Below are 21965 nucleotides of genomic sequence, written 5' to 3'. Positions count from 1 at the left end.
CTTTTCCGAGGGGGAGATTTCTTTGTCTGAAGGGCTTCAGAATTTGAACGACAACTTAAGAGAACAGGTCGAACTTTATAACAAACTCCTGACCTTAGAAGAGAATAAACAGAAAGCTTTGATTAAGAACAATATCCAAGAAATTGAATTAATAACTGCCCAAGAAGAAGTGTTTATAATTAAAGTCAATGCATTGGAGAAGGAACGTCTCATGTGGGCAGAGCAAATCGGACGCGAGCTGGAGAAAAAGCCTGAGGATCTCACCTTGGCCGAATTAGCCTGCTATTTCCCAATGTTAGAGGAAGTGCGAATTGCTTTAGACCAAGTGGTTGTGCGCTTGAAAGAGGTTCATGAGATAAACGCTCAGCTGCTTAAACAAGCTATGAAAATCGTTGATTATACAGTAGGACTGTTGACTCACCAAGAGAGCAACACCTATACCCATCCTGATAAGGGAAAAGATGAGAACAAAAAACGGCATCTTATGGATTGGAGGATTTAAGACATGAGTTCCACATTTGGCGGTTTGAATATTTTGTCCCGAAGTTTATATGCTAATCAGGCTTCCTTGGATACGGTGGGGCATAATATTGCCAATGCCGGTACGGATGGATACTCCCGGCAAAGTGTCAATTTGGCAACTGCTGTACCGGCAGGAGAGGTTTACGGAAGAAACAAGAATTTCGCTGGAAGCGGGGTTACGGTAGCATCTATTACTAGGGCAAGGGATATCTTTACAGACAGACAACTGTGGAAGCAAACCTCCAATTTAGGTTATACAGAGACAAGCAGTGCTGCCTTGACGAAACTGGAAAATATTTTTTCTGAGCCATCAGATACCGGAATTCAAACGGTACTTAACCAATTTTGGTCTTCCTGGCAAGCCCTCTCAACAGATGCTTCGGATACCAGCGTGCGTGCGGAAGTAGCCCAAAATGGACTTGCGGTAGTCGATGCCATTAAGAATGCTGCCCAGCAGCTGAAAGATTCGGCGGAAAATGTTAACTTTGAGGTGAAGGCCGGCGTTAACACGATTAATCAGCTTACAGAAGGTATATCCAAGCTTAACGAACAGATCTACTTTGCTGAGTTCAGCGGGACAAACCATGCGAATGACTTGCGTGACAGCCGGGATTTGCTGGTTGACCAATTATCTAAGATGGTAAATATCTCGGTTAATGAAGACAGTACCGGAAGATATACAATTAATTCCAATGGTGTGAACCTGGTTTTTGCTAACTGCTATACCAAGTTAGCGACATCAACAACCCCTTCTACGGGTGATGTTTACGGTTATGCGGAGACTAATGTTATTGTGGCCGATACAGGCAAAGCAATCAGTTTTGCCGACGGTCAAATGAAAGCCTTAATTGACTCCCGGGATTCGGAGACTAAGGGAATTAAAGGGTATATGGACAGCTTGGAAAGTATCAGCAAGTACTTAATGCAAGATTTTAACGCCGTGCATCAAAGCGGGTATGGTACTGATAATATTAATGGACGAAATTTCTTTGGGGATAATTCTTTTGATTATGCGTCACAAGGAGAACCGTATGATTGGCTCGGCAACTTAGAGATAAACTCGGCTATCAATGATACAGGCATAGGCCTAGGAATAATTGCGGCCAAAACCTCGCTAAATGGTATTTCTGTTTCTCTGCCAATCACCAATACCGGCAGCGGGGTCCCCGAAGTTTCCGTTGCAACGGGTACATACAGCGGAACTCCGACGAATGTTAAGATTAAGGTGGATACTGTTGACAGTACTACTGGCTTAGTGAGCCAGATCAGTTATTCTACGGATGATGGAGTTAATTGGTCTTCCGGAGTAGCATTGACTGGTAGCAAGGCTAATCTTACAATTGACGGGTTGAGCTTTGAATTAGATACCACTGCCTTGACTTCTCCTGCTGTGGATAATTCTTATAGTTTTACTTTATCCGGGAGTAGTTTAGTGAGCGCCCCAGTGCTGGTGGATAGTTCAAAGAATGTCGGCAGCGGGGTCCCTGAGGTTACAACCACCGGCACCTATACCGGCGGAACGGCTGCTACGAATGTCAGGATTAAGGTTAGTTCCCTTGACGGTTCGGGTAAAGTCAATGGTATCGTTTATTCTACGGATGATGGAGAGAATTGGAGCTCAGCAATATCAGGGCCCCCCTTTGCTTTTAATATTATGGGTCTGGATGTCGAAATAAATACTGATCCTCAGCTCGTTTCACCTGCTATTGACAATCTATATAGATTTTCTTTGCCTGCCGGCAATAATGCCAACGGGGATAATGCCATTAAGCTGGGGAACAGTTTAAAAACAGATACCAGTTCAGCTACCTTGGGCAACAAATCTCTGGATGAGTATTACTCATCTCTCATTGGTACTTTGGGAATTCAATCTCAAGATGCCGAGCGAATTAATACTAATCAGCAAACGGTGGTTGATCAGCTTACCAATCTTCGACAATCAACTTCAGGGGTAAACATGGATGAAGAAATGACCGATATGATCAGGTTCCAAAAAGGATATAATGCTGCCGCCAGAGTGCTGACGGCAATGGATGAAATGTTGGATAAATTAATCAATGGCACAGGAGCCGTAGGTCGATAAGGAGGTACATTGCATGCGAATCACATATAATACCATGAACTATAATTATCTGAGCAGTCTAAATAAAACTTTGGAAAAAGAATATAATGTTCAGTCACAATTGGCAGACGGCAAGGCCCTGCATAAACCTTCGGATGACCCGGTTAAGGTAGTCAGGAGTTTGCGCTTTAGAACCAATCTCTCTTTAAATGAGCAATACACCCAAAATATTTCAGACGCCCAGAGCTGGATGAAAACTACTGAATCTAATATGCAGGATTTAGACGAGATTATGATTACCATCAAAGAAAAAGTGATTCAAGGGAGCACCGGCACCAATCCTCAAGAAGCGGTGCAGACAATAGGCGCTGCAGTTGATGATATGATCAATCATATTATTACCATTGGTAACACAAAATTAGGGAACCGTTATATTTTTGCCGGTCAGAACGACAAAACTGAACCCTTTACTCGGAGTGTAGACCCTATTACGAACAAGGATGTCATAACCTATAACGGTGATAATCAAAAGATCTCTATGCCGATCCATCCAGGGGAAGCAGATCCTGCTCAGGACAGTGTAAATCTCACCGGAGAGGATGTTTTCGGTCCGAATATGAAAGTAATAACAGATCTTTTTCAGATTAAGGACAAGCTGTTAGATGGCTCCACAGAAGCTCAGGAGTGGTTATCCACCACAGGATTAGCTAATCTGGAGGCCGACACCGATTCGATTCTTCAGGCCCATACCAGGCTGGGAACCCGTATGGCCAGCTATGATATGGCTCAAACTATACTGGAAGACAGCAATACAATCATTACAGGCGACCTGGCCAATAATGAAGAAGTGGATGTGGCCAAGGCTATTATGGACTACAAGAATGCTGAGAACGTCTATAAGATGTCATTGCAAATTGGGGCTAAAATTCTGCCTATGTCTTTGGCAGACTTTCTATAATTAATTGCTATTGGAGATAAGGAAGGGAGTAACCGTCCATGCTCCGTCTTGATATAACTACTCAACCAACTCTTCTGAGTTATAATTCCCGGAACGCTCAACTGAATCAGCGTACCACCCGCCCTGTGGTACAAATGGAAACAACACCGGCGGTGGTAGAGACTCATCAACCTCAGGGAGTACTGACAATCGACCAGACTCCTTGTCGTTACTCTATAGGGCTGAAGAATAACTCAGACTTTTCCAGGGATAATGCCGCCTTTGGGTGGCAATCTGTCATGGACGCCATTGCTCGAATTGCCCAAGAAGGCGATCAGCTGGCAGCAATTGAAAATAAGACTAGTGCGTTGGCAGATATAGCTGCCAATTCAATGATTTCCGAAATTCCGGATATCACTTGGGCGCATATTGCTTCGCCTGAAATTTCCTATCAGGCTAATCCTGTTCAATTTAATCCCATCGCCGGTACTTTAAACTACACTGTTCAACCGGGAAAAATTGAGAGTGATTATCAGCCCGCAAGTTTAAATATTAAGGTTACTCAATATCCGAGTATTAAGATTTCTGTTGTGGATGTTGAGGTTTGAGAATGTATGAATCCTCATGGAGGTAAAATCATGAAATTACAGTCAACGAGATTTGGCGAACTGGAAGTTGCCGAAGAGCAAATTATAAGTTTTCCCCACGGGATCCCTGGGTTTCCGGATGAGAAGGGTTTCGCTCATATACAGCAGGAAGAGGATAGCCCTTTTTCATTTCTCCAGTCGATGACTGAGGCTAATTTAACATTTTTGTTAGTGGAGCCTTTTGCTTTTTTTCAGGACTATGAGTTTAATTTGGAAGATGAGATTGCTCAGGAGATGAGCCTCTCTCCGGAAAATCCGCCCCAGGTGTTTTTGATTGCTACGGTGAAAGAGAAAGTAGTGGATATGACAGTGAATATGTTGGCACCTTTAGTGATTAATACGATTAATCGTCAAGGTCAGCAGGTGATTCTAAACAAGCCGGAGTATTCGATCAGCCGCAAACTATTTCCTGACGGCTTGCCGGAAGCAGCAGGCAAAGGGGGAAAATAATATGTTGGCACTTACTCGCAAAGTGGGCGAGAGAATCGTCATCGGAGATGACATCGTGGTCACTGTGGTAAGTATCAAAGGGGATAACATTCGAATGACAATAGATGCCCCCAAAGAGATCAAAATTTATCGCGGCGAGATTTTTGATGCCATTGCGGCAGAAAATAAGCAAGCTGCCGTTCCTAATGATTTAGTTGAGTTAAATATGCTGAAGGATTTAAGGATCAACAAGTAAGGTGTGTCAGAGAGAACACCTTACTTATTTTTTTATAAACTTTTAGATAAAAACCCTTAAGTTTTTTATCCTAGATTTCGATAAAGACAGTGTATAGATAAAACAGCTGAATTTCTTCCAAACCGGCCGGGGGAAGAGTTGAGCTGGAAATATCAAAAAGTCGGGCATGGATGCCTGATGTTAAAATCAAGGAGGAATAAATAATGATTATTAACCACAACATGTCTTCATTGAATACCCTGCGTCAAATGGGTGTCAATGAGAAGAACACCTCTAGCTCTTTGGAAAAGCTGTCTTCTGGTCTTCGCATTAATCGCGCTGGTGACGATGCTGCTGGTTTAGCAATCTCTGAAAAAATGCGCGGTCAAATCCGCGGATTAGACCAAGCTTCCCGTAATGCTCAAGACTCTATTTCCATGATTCAAACTGCTGAAGGCGGACTGAATGAAACTCACAGCATTCTGCAACGGATGAGAGAGTTGGCTGTTCAAGCTTCCACTGATACCAATACAGAAACTGATAGACAAGCATTACAGGATGAAATGAAACAGTTAACCAACGAGATTGATCGGATTGCCGGTACGACTGAATTTAACACCAAGAAGCTTCTGAACGGTGATCTGCAAGGTGCAACAGATGAAATCATTGGCCGAGGTACCTACGACTCTACTTTTGCTAATGGATCTGTTAAATTAAGCAATATCGCAAATGTATCTATGGCTGGTAAAACTGATGTTATTCACATTAATGTCATAAGTGGAGCTAGTATTTCTACTGCACTATCTTCGGGTGTAATATCTTTCAGTTCTGTTCTCGGTAATATAACTGCAAGCAACATTAAAATTTCTGGCAATACGATTAAATTAATAACTACTGACTATACAACAGCTGCAGCAGCATTAACAATAAGCATTGTTATAAGTAATGCTACAAGTGTGAAGGCTGGGGATGCCATAACCATTTCTATTCGAAACGGTGCTATAGCCGACAATGGCAACAAATCAGCAGTTGCACAAATTGGGGCGAACGCTGGACAAGTATTGAGAATTGGTATTAGCGCAATGGATTCCCTCTCGATTGGTGTTAGAGATGCTTTAGGTAATGCGTTAGATCTCAGCACTCAGAAGAATGCTGATGGTGCTATTTCCTTGGTTAATAATGCTATTGAAAAAGTTTCAACCGAACGTTCAAAATTGGGAGCATTACAAAACAGACTTGAACACACCATTAATAACCTTGGAACTTCTTCAGAGAATGTAACTGCGGCAGAATCCCGCATTCGTGATGTTGATATGGCTAAGGAGATGACCACCTTCCAGAAAAACAACATTCTTAACCAAGCGGCTCAAGCTATGTTAGCTCAAGCTAATCAACAACCACAAGGTGTTCTTCAATTACTACGTTAATTCGATAGTATTAAATGATTTTCGTAATTCTCATATAAAATGGCTGATCTTAAAGGTCAGCCATTTTATACAATTGGTAAAATAATATTTCAAGATATTTCATATGCTAATCTCCTTGAATTAGTATACGAAAGCTTTTGAAAAGTAAATTATGGGGAGTAAAGTAATGACTAATCAGATTTTAGAACAAAATATCACATCAATCATTCGAAATAATATTTTTATTGCAAAAGAACTTCTGGATTTAGATTTCAATGAGTTAAGTGAGGGTATTTTTACAGAAATTAGCGCTGATGGAAACAGCATTGTGAGTATAAGATTAGATGGAAACAATTTTTTATTACATAGTCAATACGATCCATCTGCAGAAGCAAAACGGATTGTTAAGGATATTGAGGAAAAAAGAGATTATCTAATTTTACTGTTCGGTATTGGGTTGGGATATCATTTATTTGAGCTCAAAAAAAGAATTTCCCCTGGTACAAGGGTAATAATCATAGAGCATAATATGGATGTTTTGAAGTATACTTTAAACCACGTCGATCTTTCTCAAATATTTGAAAGTGGGCAGTTTATACTAGTATTTGGGGATGAAAAGCAAGTCGGGAAAATTGCGTTGTCTTTGGCAGGGCTTGGTTTGCATAATTTAGTTCATAATATTCTAGTGTTGGTATTACCAAATTATTATATTTATTCTGCTCAAAACAAAAGTGCTCTTCATAATATTTCTAAATGTCTCTTAAATACTGTATTAGCTGCAGGTAATGATTTGGAGGATCATTTTTTTGGCTTTTCAAATATGTGCTATAATACTGAGACTATTATGAAAGGTCATTCTATAGATGAGATAAAAGGTAAGTATAAAAATATGCCTGCGATTATTGTGGCTGCCGGGCCCTCGTTAGATAATAATATTCAATATTTAAAAAAGGCTAATGGTAAAGCTTTAATAATTGCCTGTGATGCTAGTATGAGGGCCTGTGAAAAGCATGGAGTACAGCCTGATGCTATAGCCAGTATTGAAAGGGTTGAACCAACGTATACTTTTTATTATAAGGACAGAAAATTTCCCGAAGATTTGGTACTTTTGGCGCCGGGTTCAATATGGCCAGCCATTTATGAAGAATTTAACGGGGAGAAAATTATTATGTCACGTAATGATAAAGGGTTTGAACAAATTTGGATGTCCGTTTTCGAAAATTTGAGTTTTGTTAACCAGGGACATTCATGTGCTACTGTGGCTTTTGCCACAGCAAGACAAGCTGGTTGCAATCCGATTATTCTAATAGGGCAGGATTTGGCTTATACTAGCGGCAAAAAACATAGCGAGCTTACTCATACCGTGTATGAAGGAGAGAACAATGACCGTGACTCAAATGATATTTATGTGGAAGACCATGAGGGTAATTTGCTTAAGTCTTCTATTGTATACAAACTATTTAAAGAATGGTATGAATTACAATTACTATTGGATAATAATTTAAAGGTTATCGATGCCACTGAGGGTGGTGCTTATATTAAAGGTACTACCCTTATGACTTTGCAGGAATCTATTAGAGAGTACTGCAATACTCCAATTGAAAAACGTTTAGTGGAATATCTGCAGGAACGTAAGATAAGTTATGAGGATAAATTAAAAAAGTATAATGAAGTAATTAAAATTATGAATAATGACTTAAGTGTTTTGAAAAAAATTAAAAAATCTGCGAAAGCACATCTTAATATGTTGATAAAAACTGAGAGTATTATAGGTCAAAACGTAAGCGATAAACAATTAGAAAGTATGGTATTAAAAATGCAGCGTGGTGATCAAATAATTGGAGATATAATTAAGGCTGACTCAATTGAAGCCTATTATTCACCAATCATCATGCACACGATCATCCAAGTGAAAAAGATTGGTAATACCTTAACAATGGAAAGTGTTAGACGTAATCACTTGTTACAAAAGAATTTGATGTATATGATTATAAAAAGCACAGATTTAATTATGCGCGAATATAACCAAGCAAAAATAATTCTAGAGACAAAGAAAAAACAATTAGGCTACTTTATAGCAGAAAAAGTGGAATAAGCAGGTGGGTAGGTATGAGCTTTTTTAAAGGTAAAAAGGTATTAATTATTGGAGGCACCGGGACAATTGGGCAAAGCTTATTAAGCTATATATTAAGAGAAGGTCCTGAGGTTGTTCGGATATTGAGCAGGGATGAACATAAGCAATTTGAGCTGAGAGAGAAAATGATCCGCTACCCTAACATTCGCTACCTTATTGGGGATATTCGGGATGGTGATCGTGTTGCAAGAGCTATGGAGGATATCGATTATGTGTTTCATTTAGCAGCGATGAAACACGTCCCTTCTTGTGAGTATAATCCATACGAAGCTGTAAAAACCAATGTTATAGGGACTGAGAATGTCATAACCGCTGCACGTAATGCTGGCGTAAAAAGGGTGATTTTCACCAGTACAGATAAAGCTATTGCTCCTACAAATGCCTATGGGGCATCCAAATTAATGGCAGAAAGATTAATTGCGTCTGCACAGTATAATAGCGGTGGTCATGCAACAATATTTGCTGCTGTGCGCTTTGGCAATGTTATGGGATCGCGTGGTTCCGTGATTCCACTGTTTAAATCCCAGATTGTTGAAAACCGTAGAATAACGGTTACTGATAAAACGATGAGCCGCTTTATGATGACCTTAAATCAGGCCACTGAGTTGACAATAAAAGCTATGAAAACTGCTCAGGGCGGGGAAATTTTTGTTTTAAAAATGCCGGTTATTTCTTTAAAAGAGTTAGCTGAAGTGGTTATTGAAGAAACTGCCAAGAAAATTAACATCAATCCAAACAGTGTCGAGATTGCGGAAATTGGCTTGCGTCCGGGTGAGAAGATGTATGAGGAACTTATGACTATGGAAGAAGCGAAAAATGCTTTCGAGTTGCCGGATATGTTTGTTATTCCTAATGTGTTTTTAAAAAGGAACTTATCCTACCCCAACGCTGTTGAAGCAAATCATAGTAGTTATAGTTCTGACAGAGGTCCAGTGGCCGGTCGCCATGAATTGTTAGCAATGCTTAAAGAGAGTGAGCTTATTTAAAAGGAGTCATTAAGTATGCGTATTGAAGTACTTGATAAAGTTTACGAGTGTGAAAATGATATTTCGGCGGTAGAAGAAGTATTCAACCTGGTCAATGATTTACTTGCCGAATCCAATCAGAATTTTCGCTGTTTGGAGGTAGACGGGTTAGAATTGAATCAGGATTTTGACCAATATATTGTCGAGAATATTAAGGAGATCAAGACCATTGTTGTAAAAGTAAAGACTTTACAAGAACTTTTAAAGGATACGTTTATATCAGTTAAAGAATATTCAGATCGAGTTATCCCGGAAATAGATAAACTTGTTGATGAATTTTATCAGGAAGTCAGTTCTGCGACTTGGGAAAGATTTGAACAGCTGTTAGAGGGACTGCAGTATGTTATTGATACTTTAGATGTGATTAATAAACATCAAGATGAGTTTGCAAATAATCAACTTCCAACCATAAGACAGAATTTGCTAAAACGGATTGTCATGCTGCAAGACGCATTGGAAAGTCAGGATCGGGTGAGGATTAGTGATGTTCTTCTCTACGAAATCATCCCTTCCTTTAAGTCGTTAAGCTGGGAGATTGATGCTCATACCAGCAGTGGAAAAGTGCACTAAATGAGGGTGAAGATGAGTGAAAACAGCAGCCATTATCCAAGCTAGGATGGGGTCCACCAGGTTGCCTGGAAAAATTCTAAAGGACCTAATGGGGAAAACAGTTTTACAGCATGTTATTGAACGAGTGCAGCAAGCTAAAAATATTGACGAAATAATTATCGCTACCACAACACTTGCTCAGGATGATGTCGTGGCAGATGAGGCTCTGAAGTGCGGAGCGAATTATTTTAGAGGCAGTGAAAATGATGTTTTAGCTCGCTATTATGGGGCGGCAAAGGAGAATAATGTCGATATAGTGGTGAGGATTACTTCAGATTGTCCTCTGATTGATCCGTTTGTTACGGACGAGATTATCAGGTATTTTAAGCAGGATAATATGTATGATATTGTAACAAATGCCGGCAGTGATTTGAGTAAACGAACATTTCCCCGTGGATTGGATACGGAGGTTTTTTCTTTTCAGTCCTTGGAAAGAGCCTATCAACAAGCTGACAAGGACTATCAACATGAACATGTGACCCCGTATATATATGAAAATAGCTCAAGGATCTATTACTATAGAAATTCGGTTGACTATTCTATGTTTCGCTTGACGTTAGATACGGAAGAAGATTTTATCCTTATCAAAGAGATATACCGTCATTTATATAGGGGCCAACATGACTTTTACTTGAAGGATATTGTTAGCTTATTTAAAGAATATCCGGATCTAATTAAAATTAATGCTCATATTGAACAGAAAAAACTTTGATAAACGTGAGGAATTTATGAAAAGCGTAATTAGCTTTAAAAACCGAAACATTGGCAATGATTATCCATGCTATTTTATTGCGGAAATGTCTGCAAATCACGCCGGAGATATAAAGAGAGCCATTGAGATTATTCAAGCAGCTAAAGAAAGTGGAGCAGATTGTATAAAACTGCAAACCTATACCCCAGATACTCTGACGATTAATTGCAGCAACAAATACTTTCAAATAAAAAAAGGGACTTGGCAGGGAGAAAACCTTTATGAGTTATATCAAAAAGCTTATACTCCATGGGAATGGCAGGGCCAGCTAAAAGAGGAAGCAGACAAAGTAGGAATTGACTTCCTGTCTACTCCCTTTGACAAAACTGCCGTCGACTTCTTAGAAAGCTTAAACGTTAATTTTTATAAAATTGCTTCTTTCGAATTAGTTGATATTCCGTTAATAAAATATGTTGCTTCAAAAGGTAAGCCGATCATTATGTCCACCGGTATGGGCTCGTTGGGAGAAATAGAGGAAGCAGTTAATGCGGTAAAGTCTCAGGAGAATGAGAATCTCTGTTTGTTAAAGTGTTCCAGCGCTTATCCTGCTGTTACCGAGGATATGAACCTTAAAACCATACAACATTTGAAGGAAACATTTGGTGTCCCGGCAGGCCTTTCAGATCATTCGTTAGGCTCGATAGGTGCAGTAACAGCAGTTGCCTTGGGAGCGAATGTTATTGAGAAGCATTTTTGTCTAAGTCGAACCATAGAAAATCCGGATGCTTCCTTTTCCATGGAGCCGCATGAATTTAAAGCGATGGTTAAGGATATCAGAATCGCAGAAAAAGCGATGGGAAATGTGTGTTACCAATTATCGGAAAAGGAAGCTGAAAGTAAACAATTTAGAAAGTCAATCTTTGTAGTAAGAGACATGGTCAAAGGTGAGACTTTTAGTGAAGAAAACATACGGGTTATTCGCCCAGGGCACGGCCTGGAACCCAAGTATTACGAAGATATTGAAGGGAAAAAGGCTGCAGATAATATTGAGCTCGGAACACCACTACGCTGGGGTTTGGTAGAATAATTCTTTGTGAGGTAGCGAAGCAAATGCTCGAAACAAAAAGACTTTTGCTAAGGTTATTAAATGAACAAGATGAGAACGATATTGTTAAATGGAGAAATCAAAAGGATATTATTAATAGTTTATTTAGCTATAAAGGTGTGACTATTACAGAGCATAGGCAATGGTTTGATAAGTATTCTCGTGATGATACCAGGATTGAATATGTTATTTGTAAAAAAGAAGATGGCAAAAAGATAGGAACTATTGGTTTAAGTTCTATCGATCATAAGAACCAGAAGGCGGAATATGGTATTTTAATTGGTGAAGCTCAAGAGCAAAAAAAAGGATTTGCTCTAGAAGCAAGTTACACTCTTTTGAAGTATGCCTTTTATGATTTGAATTTACATAAGATAAAACTTCATGTGTTTACGGATAACAACATTGCCATAAATTTATACAAAAGGTTAGGATTTAAGGAAGAAGGTACTTTGCACCAAGAAATTTATAAAAATTCAGGGTTTAAAGATGTCTTGGTTATGGGGCTGCTAAAGGAAGAATGGGTTGGACATGATTAAGGTTTGTATACGTGCTGATGGCGGAAAAAACGTGGGTCAGGGTCACATTATGCGCTGCTTGTCTTTAGCCCAAGCCTTTCGGCGTCATGGACATAAAGTTCATTTCTTTAGCAAACTCGATAAAGGCATCAAAATAATCGAGTCTGAGAACTTTGAGGTTGTAAGATTAACCTCTTATGAACAAGAGACGGAAGGCTATGATTATGGCAGTCCTGACCAACTTGCCGATGAGGCTCGGGAAATGATTCCCTTATTAGAGAAATATCAGATCGATGTTTTGATTATGGACACTTACAATATCAATAAAGATTATTTTCTAACTCTTAAACCATATGTTGGTCGAACAGTTTATATAGATGACATCAATAAGTTTATTTATCCCGTAGATATAGTAGTGAATGGTAACATTACAGGGGAATATTTGGGATACGAAAAGTACGATCATGGGCAAATTCTACTGTTAGGGCCACAGTATAATATGATCCGAAATGAATTTGGAAATCTGCCCTGCAGATTCGTAAGGAGCAAAGTGGATGAAATCATGATCACAACGGGTGGTGCTGATCCCTTCAATCTCACAGGCAGCTTGCTTGTAAACTTATTAATGGAAGAGGAATTTAGAGATATTCGGTTTAATGTCCTGGTAGGAAGCAGTTTTGCGAATTGTGAATCTCTCGATGATTTGAGTAACAAGTATAATAATGTTTTTCTTTATGCGAATACGGATTTGCCCTATCAATTTTCGAATATCACTTATTCTAACATATCCTCAATTATGCTTCGCTCCGATTTAGCAATTTCGGCTGGCGGGAGTACATTATATGAACTGGCTGCTTGCGGTACCCCTGCTCTGGCCGTCATACTTGCCGATAATCAGGAGGGCATCGTTTGTAAAATGGATGAACTAGGATACGTCATGAATTTAGGTTGGTATAATCAGTTGAAGAAGGATCTGGTTCTTCATAAACTGGATGAGCTTAGATATGATTTTCAATTACGTAGAGAAATGAGTTCTAGAGGGCAAAGGTTAGTTGATGGTAAAGGGACAGAACGGATTGTAGGCAGTATAATCCAGAGTCTTGATAATGATTATTGAAGCAAAGGTGAACTGATTGTGAGAGAAACATTTTTACCGTATGGTAAACAGTGGCTCGATGAGGATGACATTAAGGCTGTAATCCAAGTTCTAAAGTCGGATTACTTAACAACAGGGCCAAAGATTTTAGAATTCGAAAAAGAGTTTGCCAACTATGTTGGGGCTAACTATGCTGTAGCAATAGCTAACGGTACTGCCGCCCTCCATGCCGCATGTTTCGCGGCAGGAATAAAAGAGGGCGATGAGGTTATTACAACTCCCATCACATTTGCAGCCTCAGCCAATAGTGTGTTGTATTGTGGCGGACAACCTGTATTTGCTGATATCGACCTCGATACATATAATATTTCTCCTTCTGAAATTCGTAAAAGGATTACATCGAAAACAAAAGCTATTATCCCGGTTCATTTTGCAGGCCAGCCCTGCGAAATGGATGAAATTAGCAGAATTGCTAAGGAGGATAATCTAATTGTTATTGAAGATGCTGCCCATGCAGTGGGAGCAAACTATAAAGGTAAGAGAATCGGGAGTCTATCGGATTTGACGACCTTTAGTTTTCATCCGGTGAAGCATATTACCACTGGTGAAGGCGGTATGATCACTACTAACAGTGAACAACTGTATGAGAAACTTCTCTTATTTAGAAGTCATGGTATTACCAGAAATAGAGATCTCATGCAAGAAGAATATCAAGGTTCATGGTATTATGAACAGTTGGAGCTTGGCTATAATTATAGAATAACGGATATTCAAGCTGCTTTGGGACTTAGTCAGCTCAAGAAGGCAGACAGATTTCTAAAAAGGCGGCGTGAAATAGCCCGCCTATATTCTCAAGCCTTCAAGGAGCAACCGAATTTAATAACCCCCTTGCAGCAAGACGACTGTGATTCAAGTTGGCATTTATATGTCGTTCGCTTAAAATTAGACAATCTCAAATGCAGTCGCAGGGGTTTTTTTGAATATCTCCAGCAGGAGAATATTGGGGTAAATGTTCACTATATACCCGTATATAAGCATCCCTATTACCAGAAAAACGGCTATCAGGCTGTGAAATGTCCAAACAGCGAGCAGTATTATGAAACGTGTTTAAGTTTGCCAATATTCCCCAAGATGACCAACCAAGACGTGGAAGATGTTATAGAAAGCTTCAAAACTATTTTAAAAAGGAATGGAAAGTAACTATGAAAATGCTAGTAACGGGCGGAGCCGGATTTATTGGCCGTTGGTTGGTGAAACGATTATTAGAAGACGGGCATGATGTATGGGCTTTAGATGATTTGTCCAACGGTCGGCAAGAGAATCTTGAAGAGTTTATAGATCATCCAAAGTTAATAGAATTTTTGCATGGCGATATTAAAGATATTAAAATACTTGATGCTCTTTTCTCAAACCACTTCGATATCTGCTATCACCTGGCGGCAAGTATCAATGTGCAAGACAGTATTGATGCTCCCCGTACCACCTTTGATAATGACGTAATTGGCACATTTAATGTTTTAGAACAATGCAAAATGCATAGGACTAAAATCGTTTTTATGAGCACTTGCATGGTCTATGACCGAGCTCACGATGACACAGGAATTACAGAAAAGCATCCTGTAAAGCCGGCCTCGCCTTATGCGGGCAGCAAGATTGCCGGAGAAAATATGGTGTTGTCCTATTGGTATGCCTATGGCTTGCCTGCAGTAGTAGTTCGGCCGTTTAATACTTACGGACCTTTCCAAAAGACCGGAGGAGAGGGCGGGGTCATTGCAATCTTTATCAAGAAAGGTTTAGCAGGTGAGGACTTAGGTATTTATGGAACAGGCCAGCAAACCAGGGATTTTCTATATGTCGAAGATTGTGCTTCCTTTGTAGCACAATGCGGGTATAGTGAGGCTGTTAACGGGGAAATCGTTAATGCTGGTTTGGGAAGAGATATTTCAATTAATGATTTAGCAGTAATGATTGCCCAGGATAAGAAAAGAATTAAATATTTAGAGCATATTCATCCGCAAAGTGAAATTATGAAATTATTATGTAATAATGATAAAGCTAACAAGTTATTAAATTGGCAAGCACAGTACAGTCTTAAGGAAGGGATAACTAAAACTACGGAATGGATAAAAGAAAATTTAAGATTAATTTAAAAACTAACAGCTTTGGCTTCAAAAGCCGTGCACATGGAGTTAAAAACGATGTAACGTAAACCAAATAGTTAACCTCAAACCCAGCCGGGCTTGACCCAAATTCGGAATCGATTCCGAATTTGGGTCAAACTGAGGAGCAGGCTATCACCTTTGTTGGGATTGCCTAAAGATTTGGATATTGGGGCGGAAAAATAGTTAGATTCCGGTACCAAAGAGGATGCTCATTGTAAAATCTAAGCAAAGCATGGTTCATATTAGGTTTAATTGAAAGGCATTCTTTTTCATTATTTTTACTAAAGATTTAGAACACCTCTTACGATAGAAAAAGTAGATACTTTGAAATCAGAGGTGTTTGATTTGGATATTGGAGCAATAAAAAATACCCTGGATGTTGGTGGTTCAGCTTATGTTTCTCAGACAACCTTTCGTTCGCAGCCCGCTGCGAATGTTCAGGCTGAAAATATGGGTGATGCTGCAGATAAAACAGTTTCTGCTTTGACAGATGAAGAAAAAAAGAAAAAACCTGCTTTGGAAGACGTAAGCCAAATGACAGAAGCGATGAATAAGTTTGTGCAAGCAATCAATACCAATATTCGCTTCAAGGTCCATGAAAAATCAAACCAACTGATGGTGCAAGTTATTGATCTAGCAAATAATACAGTTCTTAAAGAGTTTCCTTCCGAGGAATTTCTCGATACAGTTGCGGCGATTCGGGATTATGTTGGAATTTTACTGGATAAAAAAATTTAGTGTTGGTTTCGATAGGAGGTTTTGAAAATGTCATCGGCAGGAGGAATTTATGGACTGTCCGGTTCGGGGATGGATGTTGATGCACTTGTTAAGAGTCTAATGACTGGACAGAAAACCAAAGAGGATACATTAATCCAACAGAGAACAGTGCTGGAATGGCAAAAAACGGCTTACAATAAAGTTTATGATGATATCAGTAAATTCCGTGATTCATTGTTTAATTATAAGCTGGAATCGACTTTAAGTCCCCACAGTGTATCGTCCAGCAATACATCGGTGGTCACAGCTACTGCAAATGCTGATGCTGTGGATGTTAATCACTCTTTGGTGGTTGCCCAGGTGGCCAGCGGGGTAAACCTATTAAGTTCCGCAACTATCAGTAGTGGTGATAAAACCACTTTGGCAACGCAAATGGGGGTTCAGAATTCATTTACGCTTAACATAGCCAATGGAACAACGAGCAAGTCGATAACAGTTAACCCTACGGATAGTATTAATGATGTTGTTAGTGCTATCAATAATGCGGGCATCAAAGTAAAGGCCAGCTATGACAGTACTCTAGACAGATTCTTTCTATCAACGACTGACTTAGGATCTTCTACGGGGATTAATATAACTACAACTAGTGACAGCACTACAGGCAGAGATGACGGAGGACTTTTTGTTGAAGGGTTACACCTATATTCAAGTGCTGGTACCACCAATGATGACGGTACGAACATTACCACAACCTTTACCAGTGAATCAGGTAAGGATGCTGTGATTCAGCTTGACGGCGTGCAATTAACACAAGACAGCAATACCTTTACTATCGCCGGCGTAACCTATAATCTAATAGGTGTATCATCAGGGGCCTCAGTAGATTCTGGTGGTACCCCTACTTGGGGATCAGGGAATACAACGAATGTCAGTGTGTCCTTTGATGTTGATAAGGCAGTGTCCACTATCCAGTCCTTAGTTGACTCCTATAATGATATTCTGAGTGAGCTCAATGACATGGTGGATGAGGAACGCTATACGGATTACCCTCCTCTTACGGATGATCAGAAATCCGCGATGCAGGACAGCGATATCGAGGCTTGGGAAAAAAAGGCCAAGAGCGGAATGCTCCACAACGATAGTACTGTTACCAGCCTGATCAACAGCATGCGGAATTTATTTATCGGCTCAGTTTCCGGCATATCTCAGACTTATGATTCTAAGACCGGAAAAATGGTTACTTACAATAGTGCTGCTTCCATCGGTATAACAACCGGAGATTATACAGAGGAAGGCAAGCTGTATTTAAATACAGATGATCTAAAAGCTGCCTTGAACAACAATCCCGATGTGCTGAAGCAGCTGTTTGGAGCTACCGGGACGACGACAGTTAATGGCAAGAAAACAACTGACACCAGAGCCCAGGGGATTGCCGGTCGTTTGTATGATACGATTAAAACCAGTATGGATCAATTACAACGGATAGCTGGTACAACCGCTAGTACTTCCTATGATACACAAAGTGATTTTGCTAAAAGAATTGCTGCAAAAAATGACGAGCTTGATATTGCCTATGACCGATATGATGTAATGGAGGCTGCTTATTATGCAAAGTTTAATGCCATGGAAGAAGCTCTGGCACAATTAAATAATCAGAGCAGCTGGCTGACATCGCAATTAAGTTCCAGCTAAAGGTAAACGAAGTAATTGGGAGGGGATTCTAGATGGTCAATTCACAAATGGCAGATGTATATAAAAAACAGCAGATTATGACCTCTTCGCCGCAGCAATTGACTTTATTGCTCTATAATGGAGCCTTAAAATTCTTAAATGAAAGCATTTTGGCTATGGAGCAGGGAGATAAGCAGAAATCCCATAATGCCAATCTTCGTGTTCAAGCTATAGTGAGTGAATTTGTTCTGACCTTAGATATGAAATATGAAATATCCATAACTTGGGCGCAACTTTACGAATATGTTGAGCACTGTCTTATTCAGGGAAATCTTAACCAAGATGTCAATCTGCTGAAGCAAGCTAAGGAAGTCCTGCAAGAGCTCAGAGATGCGTGGGCAGGGGCAATGAAACAGACAAGACTGGCCCCTGTGGCAGGCGAATAATGGCAGGTAAGTCAGTTCAGGCTTTATGGCAGGATTATCACTTTTTGACAAAAGAGATGCATAAATTCTTAATTAAGCAGGATATGATACTCTTCTATGATCTGATGAATCAAAGGGAGGGCTTGCAGTCACTTATTGAGCAGGCTCCTGATAATGGTTTTAGACAGTCGGCAGAAGGACGGTGCCTGCTTAAGGAAATAGAAGAAGTAAACCAAGCGGTTCTTCAGGCCATGCGGATTAGGATGGGCAACAGCAGGCGGCAGCATCAAGTCTCGAAGGCCTACAGTGCTGTAAACACAGCGGCTGTCAGCAGGATGAATCGGAAATGATAATGGGCATTATAGGGGGGATTTATGATGATAGCAATTAATCCCGTTCAGCCAAATACTCAAACGACCCTGGTTCCAATGGATGCTTTTCCGGGACAAAAGCTGGACCGTTCCTTGGAGACCCCGCGTAAAGTCATAGATCGCAAAGGGGAAATTCCCTCAGCTCGTGAAGAGATTCCCCGTGAAGAAGTTGAAAAAGCAACGGAAAAGCTTAATCGACTAATGGGAATTATTAATAAGCAATTAGAGTTTGATATTCATGACCATTCTGACTCCTTTACTGTAAGGATAATCGATCAGCCAAGCGGAGAAGTACTGAGTGAAGTTTCTCCGACAAAGGTTTTAGATATTTTAGGTTCATTTACTCAAGCGGCCGGATTATTGTTTGATGAATTAGTTTGAGATGAATATTAAGATAATCTTTGTTTAAAAAGCAGGATGCAAGTAAATTGCTTCTTGCTTTTTTGTTTTTTAATAATAACAATTTAGAGTCTTTTATTGAGAGGTTCATTTTAAATATCAAAAGGTATCTGGATAGTTCACAGTTAACTTTATTTATCTCAAGATATAATAAAATTTTATAACTCATATAACTCGAATTTTGCTCTAAAAGGATCTTTTTGTCAGATTTACCCAAAGGTCCTATGAACTTATGACGTAATTACTATTTTTAGAGGATGTTATTTGGTATATTGTAAAACGGAAAGACATGTGTAAATTGGGGCATTATGTAGTATACACAAAAATTGCCTCGGAATTTTGTTGATAAACTATATACGATTTTACTAGTTAATGCTACTATTTAGAGAAGAGAGTTCAAATAGAAATTTTCTTGAAGGAATTCCAAAAAAGATGGCGAATAAAACGCTTGAGTCGAATTGTAGACATAGCCCTTTTAAGGAACATTAAGTTTGTCGAAAATTCATATGATTTGTACGTTTAATTTCAAGCGATTATTGCATTTTTTTATGGTCAGTTACTGAAAAGATTTGTTGTTAGAAGTATCTGAAGATAGGGGAGGACGGAGCATGACCCAAGATGATGATAATAAGCAAGGGGTTGAATTGGGGGAGTTTTTAGAGTTTTACTTGTTGGATTCCCAAGAGCAGATTGAACGGCTGGGTGCGGGTCTTTTGCAACTTGAAAAGGAAGGAGAAAATATTGGACTGATCAATGATCTTTTTCGCTCCGCGCATAGCTTGAAAGGGGCTTCAGGAACTATGGGCTTTACACCAATAGTTTCCTTAACCCATGCGGCAGAAGATTTGTTAGATCGCTTGCGCCAGGGGCAGCTTGAGGTTTCGCTGGAAATGATCGATATTTTATTGGCAGTTACGGATCGGGTAAAGGCAATGCTTTCGCAAGTTGAACAACACCAAGATATCACAATCGGATTCAAAGATTTGGTTTCCTCTATACGTTCATTATTAAGTGGAGAAAAGGCAGAGAGTGTTAAAACAGCTCAGCCTGTTCAGGTTGAGGCAGAGGTGGCTGAGCAATTTGTTCCCAGAGACTTCTTATTATCTCAGGATGAACGTGAAAAACTGGACAATGCTTTTAGTATGGGGCGAACTGTTTATCAAGTTGATGTTACCTTAGAGCCTAACACTTTGATGAAGGCAGTTCGAGCGGTCATGGCTACCCAGAGAATTGAGAGCATGGGTTCCGTAATTAAACTTCTTCCGAGTATTGAAGAATTGGAAGCAGGCAATGCAAATAACTTCTCTATGCTCATCCTTTCGGATGAATCTGGGGATGAAATCAAAAGAGATTTGTTAGAAATTTCTGAGTTGGTTGATGTGCAGGTGCGTCTTTACCCCAATGGAGAGGGGGTAAAGGAGAAGGTGTCCGATCTTGATGCTGTTCAAATTGAAGAGAAAATTGAGCCTGCTCTCAAGCAAGAAGATATTGGCACGCCGAAAAAAGGCCCTTTGAAAGCGGCCGCTCCTCCTGCTGCTATTAATACTGGGGAGGGTAATAATCAAGTACATACAATTCGTGTAGATACTGTTCGTATGGATAACCTTATTAATTTGGTAGGAGAAATGGTTATCACTCGGACTCGCCTGGTACAAATTGGTTTGGATTTGAAGACGCAATATAGTTCGGATTCTATGGTTAATAGTTTAAATGAGGCCAATGTCTATTTAGGACGCTTGATGAATGATCTTCAGGAGAGCGTTATGCGCTTACGTATGGTGGCAATCGGAACAGTCTTTAACCGTTTCCCGCGTTTGATTCGAGATTTGGCCAAAAAGACAAAGAAAGAAATTAACCTCGTCTTAAAGGGTGAGGACACAGAATTAGATAAGACGGTTGTAGAAGTTATCGGGGATCCCTTAATGCATCTTATTCGGAATTCAGTGGATCATGGGATAGAGTCTCCGGAGGAACGTCGTAAGGCCGGGAAACCCGAAACCGGCACGATAACGTTAAATGCTTATCATGAAGGAAACCATATTGCTATTCTCATCTCGGATGACGGGGCGGGCTTAGATCTGGAGAAGATTCATAAAATTGCGATTTCTAAAGGTCTGGTTGGGGAGCGAGAGGAGCTTTCTGAACGGGATATCGCTAATCTTATCTTTTTGCCGGGTTTCAGCACGGCGGAAAAGGTGACAGATATATCCGGCCGAGGGGTTGGAATGGATGTTGTTAAAAAGGCTTTGAATAATCTCGGAGGTATGGTGGATATCACAACTCGCAGAGGAAAAGGAAGTACCTTTACCATTCGTTTGCCCTTAACATTAGCGATTATCCAAGCACTTTTAGTAGAAGTAAGTCAGGAAATTTATGCTGTACCCCTTTCCTCCGTTTTAGAAACGTTGTTGGTCAGTCGTGAAGATATTAAGACTGTTGGCGGGCTGCCAATGGTTCAATTGCGCGGCAACACGTTACCCCTTATCTCTTTGCAGGAGAAGTTTGAGCTTCCGGCTTCGGAAGCTGAGAACAATGAAGTATTTGTTGTGGTCGTCGGCTTTGGTGATAAGGCTTTGGGTCTCATTGTGGATGAACTGCGCGGACAACAAGAAGTTGTCATTAAGTCCTTAGGTGATTTCCTGAATAATCTTCCGGGAATTGCAGGAGCAACAATCCTTGGTGATGGTAAGGTTACCTTAATCCTTGATATTGGGTCCTTAATTCAAGATGTCTTAGTAACTCGTAGGTCAAGCTGATAAATCAAAAGAGTAAAAGTAATAAATTATAATTTTTTAAGGAGGTTTTAT

The 21965-nt window shown here is 39.9% G+C and carries 22 protein-coding genes; all 22 read left to right on the top strand.

What is annotated here, in order from left to right:
• Window positions 1-22 precede the first annotated feature (22 nt).
• The 22 genes from DESOR_RS23650 to DESOR_RS23545 all read left to right on the top strand — a co-directional run bounded on the left by DESOR_RS23650 (window position 23) and on the right by DESOR_RS23545 (window position 21914).
• Window positions 23-502 carry a flagellar protein FlgN gene (locus tag DESOR_RS23650; protein ID WP_014187123.1) on the top strand — a complete coding sequence of 160 codons (480 nt, stop codon included), beginning with the start codon at window positions 23-25 and terminating at the stop codon, window positions 500-502.
• Window positions 503-505: 3 nt separating this feature from the next.
• Entirely contained in the window at window positions 506-2605 is a 2100-nt protein-coding gene (gene flgK / locus DESOR_RS23645; RefSeq protein ID WP_014187122.1) for a flagellar hook-associated protein FlgK, read from the top strand.
• Window positions 2606-2618: 13 nt separating this feature from the next.
• Entirely contained in the window at window positions 2619-3542 is a 924-nt protein-coding gene (flgL, locus tag DESOR_RS23640; protein ID WP_014187121.1) for a flagellar hook-associated protein FlgL, read from the top strand.
• Window positions 3543-3580: 38 nt separating this feature from the next.
• Window positions 3581-4129, top strand: a complete 549-nt coding sequence (locus tag DESOR_RS23635) for a DUF6470 family protein (RefSeq protein WP_014187120.1) — start codon at window positions 3581-3583, stop codon at window positions 4127-4129.
• 30 nt (window positions 4130-4159) lie between these two features.
• Window positions 4160-4618, top strand: coding sequence for a flagellar assembly protein FliW (gene fliW, locus DESOR_RS23630; protein ID WP_014187119.1), 459 nt, complete (start codon window positions 4160-4162; stop codon window positions 4616-4618).
• Between the two features lies 1 nt (window position 4619).
• Window positions 4620-4853, top strand: coding sequence for a carbon storage regulator CsrA (gene csrA, locus DESOR_RS23625; protein WP_014187118.1), 234 nt, complete (start codon window positions 4620-4622; stop codon window positions 4851-4853).
• 203 nt (window positions 4854-5056) lie between these two features.
• Window positions 5057-6259, top strand: coding sequence for a flagellin N-terminal helical domain-containing protein (locus DESOR_RS23620; protein WP_014187117.1), 1203 nt, complete (start codon window positions 5057-5059; stop codon window positions 6257-6259).
• A gap of 166 nt (window positions 6260-6425) precedes the next feature.
• Complete coding sequence (locus DESOR_RS23615) at window positions 6426-8333, top strand: motility associated factor glycosyltransferase family protein (RefSeq protein WP_014187116.1); 1908 nt, start codon at window positions 6426-6428, stop codon at window positions 8331-8333.
• Window positions 8334-8347: 14 nt separating this feature from the next.
• On the top strand, window positions 8348-9358 hold the full coding sequence (locus DESOR_RS23610; protein WP_014187115.1) for a polysaccharide biosynthesis protein: 1011 nt from the start codon (window positions 8348-8350) through the stop codon (window positions 9356-9358).
• Window positions 9359-9373: 15 nt separating this feature from the next.
• Window positions 9374-9967: a hypothetical protein gene (locus tag DESOR_RS23605; protein WP_014187114.1), complete on the top strand. Its 594-nt coding sequence runs from the start codon at window positions 9374-9376 to the stop codon at window positions 9965-9967.
• A gap of 16 nt (window positions 9968-9983) precedes the next feature.
• A complete protein-coding gene (locus tag DESOR_RS23600) occupies window positions 9984-10718 on the top strand; it encodes a cytidylyltransferase domain-containing protein (protein ID WP_014187113.1) in 735 nt (244 codons plus the stop codon).
• A gap of 16 nt (window positions 10719-10734) precedes the next feature.
• A complete protein-coding gene (pseI, locus tag DESOR_RS23595; RefSeq protein WP_014187112.1) occupies window positions 10735-11784 on the top strand; it encodes a pseudaminic acid synthase in 1050 nt (349 codons plus the stop codon).
• Between the two features lie 23 nt (window positions 11785-11807).
• Entirely contained in the window at window positions 11808-12338 is a 531-nt protein-coding gene (pseH, locus tag DESOR_RS23590) for a UDP-4-amino-4,6-dideoxy-N-acetyl-beta-L-altrosamine N-acetyltransferase (RefSeq protein WP_014187111.1), read from the top strand.
• Window positions 12331-13434, top strand: coding sequence for a UDP-2,4-diacetamido-2,4,6-trideoxy-beta-L-altropyranose hydrolase (pseG, locus tag DESOR_RS23585; protein ID WP_014187110.1), 1104 nt, complete (start codon window positions 12331-12333; stop codon window positions 13432-13434). Before pseH ends, pseG begins: the two co-directional genes overlap by 8 nt.
• An 18-nt stretch (window positions 13435-13452) precedes the next feature.
• Window positions 13453-14613, top strand: a complete 1161-nt coding sequence (pseC, locus tag DESOR_RS23580) for a UDP-4-amino-4,6-dideoxy-N-acetyl-beta-L-altrosamine transaminase (RefSeq protein WP_014187109.1) — start codon at window positions 13453-13455, stop codon at window positions 14611-14613.
• 2 nt (window positions 14614-14615) lie between these two features.
• A complete protein-coding gene (locus DESOR_RS23575; protein WP_014187108.1) occupies window positions 14616-15563 on the top strand; it encodes a dTDP-glucose 4,6-dehydratase in 948 nt (315 codons plus the stop codon).
• Between the two features lie 357 nt (window positions 15564-15920).
• Complete coding sequence (locus DESOR_RS23570) at window positions 15921-16313, top strand: flagellar protein FlaG (RefSeq protein ID WP_014187107.1); 393 nt, start codon at window positions 15921-15923, stop codon at window positions 16311-16313.
• A 27-nt stretch (window positions 16314-16340) separates the two neighbouring features.
• Window positions 16341-17984 carry a flagellar filament capping protein FliD gene (fliD, locus tag DESOR_RS23565; protein WP_014187106.1) on the top strand — a complete coding sequence of 548 codons (1644 nt, stop codon included), beginning with the start codon at window positions 16341-16343 and terminating at the stop codon, window positions 17982-17984.
• A 32-nt stretch (window positions 17985-18016) separates the two neighbouring features.
• Window positions 18017-18409, top strand: a complete 393-nt coding sequence (gene fliS / locus DESOR_RS23560) for a flagellar export chaperone FliS (protein ID WP_014187105.1) — start codon at window positions 18017-18019, stop codon at window positions 18407-18409.
• Window positions 18409-18738 (top strand): hypothetical protein, encoded by a 330-nt coding sequence (locus DESOR_RS23555; protein WP_014187104.1) that lies wholly within the window; start codon window positions 18409-18411, stop codon window positions 18736-18738. Before fliS ends, DESOR_RS23555 begins: the two co-directional genes overlap by 1 nt.
• Before the next feature lie 27 nt (window positions 18739-18765).
• Entirely contained in the window at window positions 18766-19140 is a 375-nt protein-coding gene (locus DESOR_RS23550) for a flagellar protein FlaG (protein ID WP_042331588.1), read from the top strand.
• A 626-nt stretch (window positions 19141-19766) separates the two neighbouring features.
• Entirely contained in the window at window positions 19767-21914 is a 2148-nt protein-coding gene (locus DESOR_RS23545) for a chemotaxis protein CheA (protein ID WP_014187102.1), read from the top strand.
• The last annotated feature ends 51 nt before the right edge of the window (window positions 21915-21965 follow it).

This window comes from Desulfosporosinus orientis DSM 765, assembly GCF_000235605.1.
GTDB classification, from domain to species: Bacteria; Bacillota; Desulfitobacteriia; order Desulfitobacteriales; family Desulfitobacteriaceae; genus Desulfosporosinus; species Desulfosporosinus orientis.
The sequence above is the reverse complement of the archived record's forward strand: the minus strand, read 5'-3'. Positions and strand labels throughout refer to the sequence as shown.

Coding starts and splice junctions, on each gene's coding strand:
- pseH (WP_014187111.1), top strand. CDS start 11,808: ATGCTCGAAACAAAAAGACTTTTGCTAAGGTTATTAAATGAACAAGAT.
- fliD (WP_014187106.1), top strand. CDS start 16,341: ATGTCATCGGCAGGAGGAATTTATGGACTGTCCGGTTCGGGGATGGAT.
- flgK (WP_014187122.1), top strand. CDS start 506: ATGAGTTCCACATTTGGCGGTTTGAATATTTTGTCCCGAAGTTTATAT.
- DESOR_RS23615 (WP_014187116.1), top strand. CDS start 6,426: ATGACTAATCAGATTTTAGAACAAAATATCACATCAATCATTCGAAAT.
- fliS (WP_014187105.1), top strand. CDS start 18,017: ATGGTCAATTCACAAATGGCAGATGTATATAAAAAACAGCAGATTATG.
- DESOR_RS23605 (WP_014187114.1), top strand. CDS start 9,374: ATGCGTATTGAAGTACTTGATAAAGTTTACGAGTGTGAAAATGATATT.
- DESOR_RS23550 (WP_042331588.1), top strand. CDS start 18,766: ATGATAGCAATTAATCCCGTTCAGCCAAATACTCAAACGACCCTGGTT.
- DESOR_RS23575 (WP_014187108.1), top strand. CDS start 14,616: ATGAAAATGCTAGTAACGGGCGGAGCCGGATTTATTGGCCGTTGGTTG.
- pseG (WP_014187110.1), top strand. CDS start 12,331: ATGATTAAGGTTTGTATACGTGCTGATGGCGGAAAAAACGTGGGTCAG.
- DESOR_RS23610 (WP_014187115.1), top strand. CDS start 8,348: ATGAGCTTTTTTAAAGGTAAAAAGGTATTAATTATTGGAGGCACCGGG.
- fliW (WP_014187119.1), top strand. CDS start 4,160: ATGAAATTACAGTCAACGAGATTTGGCGAACTGGAAGTTGCCGAAGAG.
- pseI (WP_014187112.1), top strand. CDS start 10,735: ATGAAAAGCGTAATTAGCTTTAAAAACCGAAACATTGGCAATGATTAT.
- csrA (WP_014187118.1), top strand. CDS start 4,620: ATGTTGGCACTTACTCGCAAAGTGGGCGAGAGAATCGTCATCGGAGAT.
- DESOR_RS23635 (WP_014187120.1), top strand. CDS start 3,581: ATGCTCCGTCTTGATATAACTACTCAACCAACTCTTCTGAGTTATAAT.
- flgL (WP_014187121.1), top strand. CDS start 2,619: ATGCGAATCACATATAATACCATGAACTATAATTATCTGAGCAGTCTA.
- DESOR_RS23555 (WP_014187104.1), top strand. CDS start 18,409: ATGGCAGGTAAGTCAGTTCAGGCTTTATGGCAGGATTATCACTTTTTG.
- DESOR_RS23620 (WP_014187117.1), top strand. CDS start 5,057: ATGATTATTAACCACAACATGTCTTCATTGAATACCCTGCGTCAAATG.
- DESOR_RS23545 (WP_014187102.1), top strand. CDS start 19,767: ATGACCCAAGATGATGATAATAAGCAAGGGGTTGAATTGGGGGAGTTT.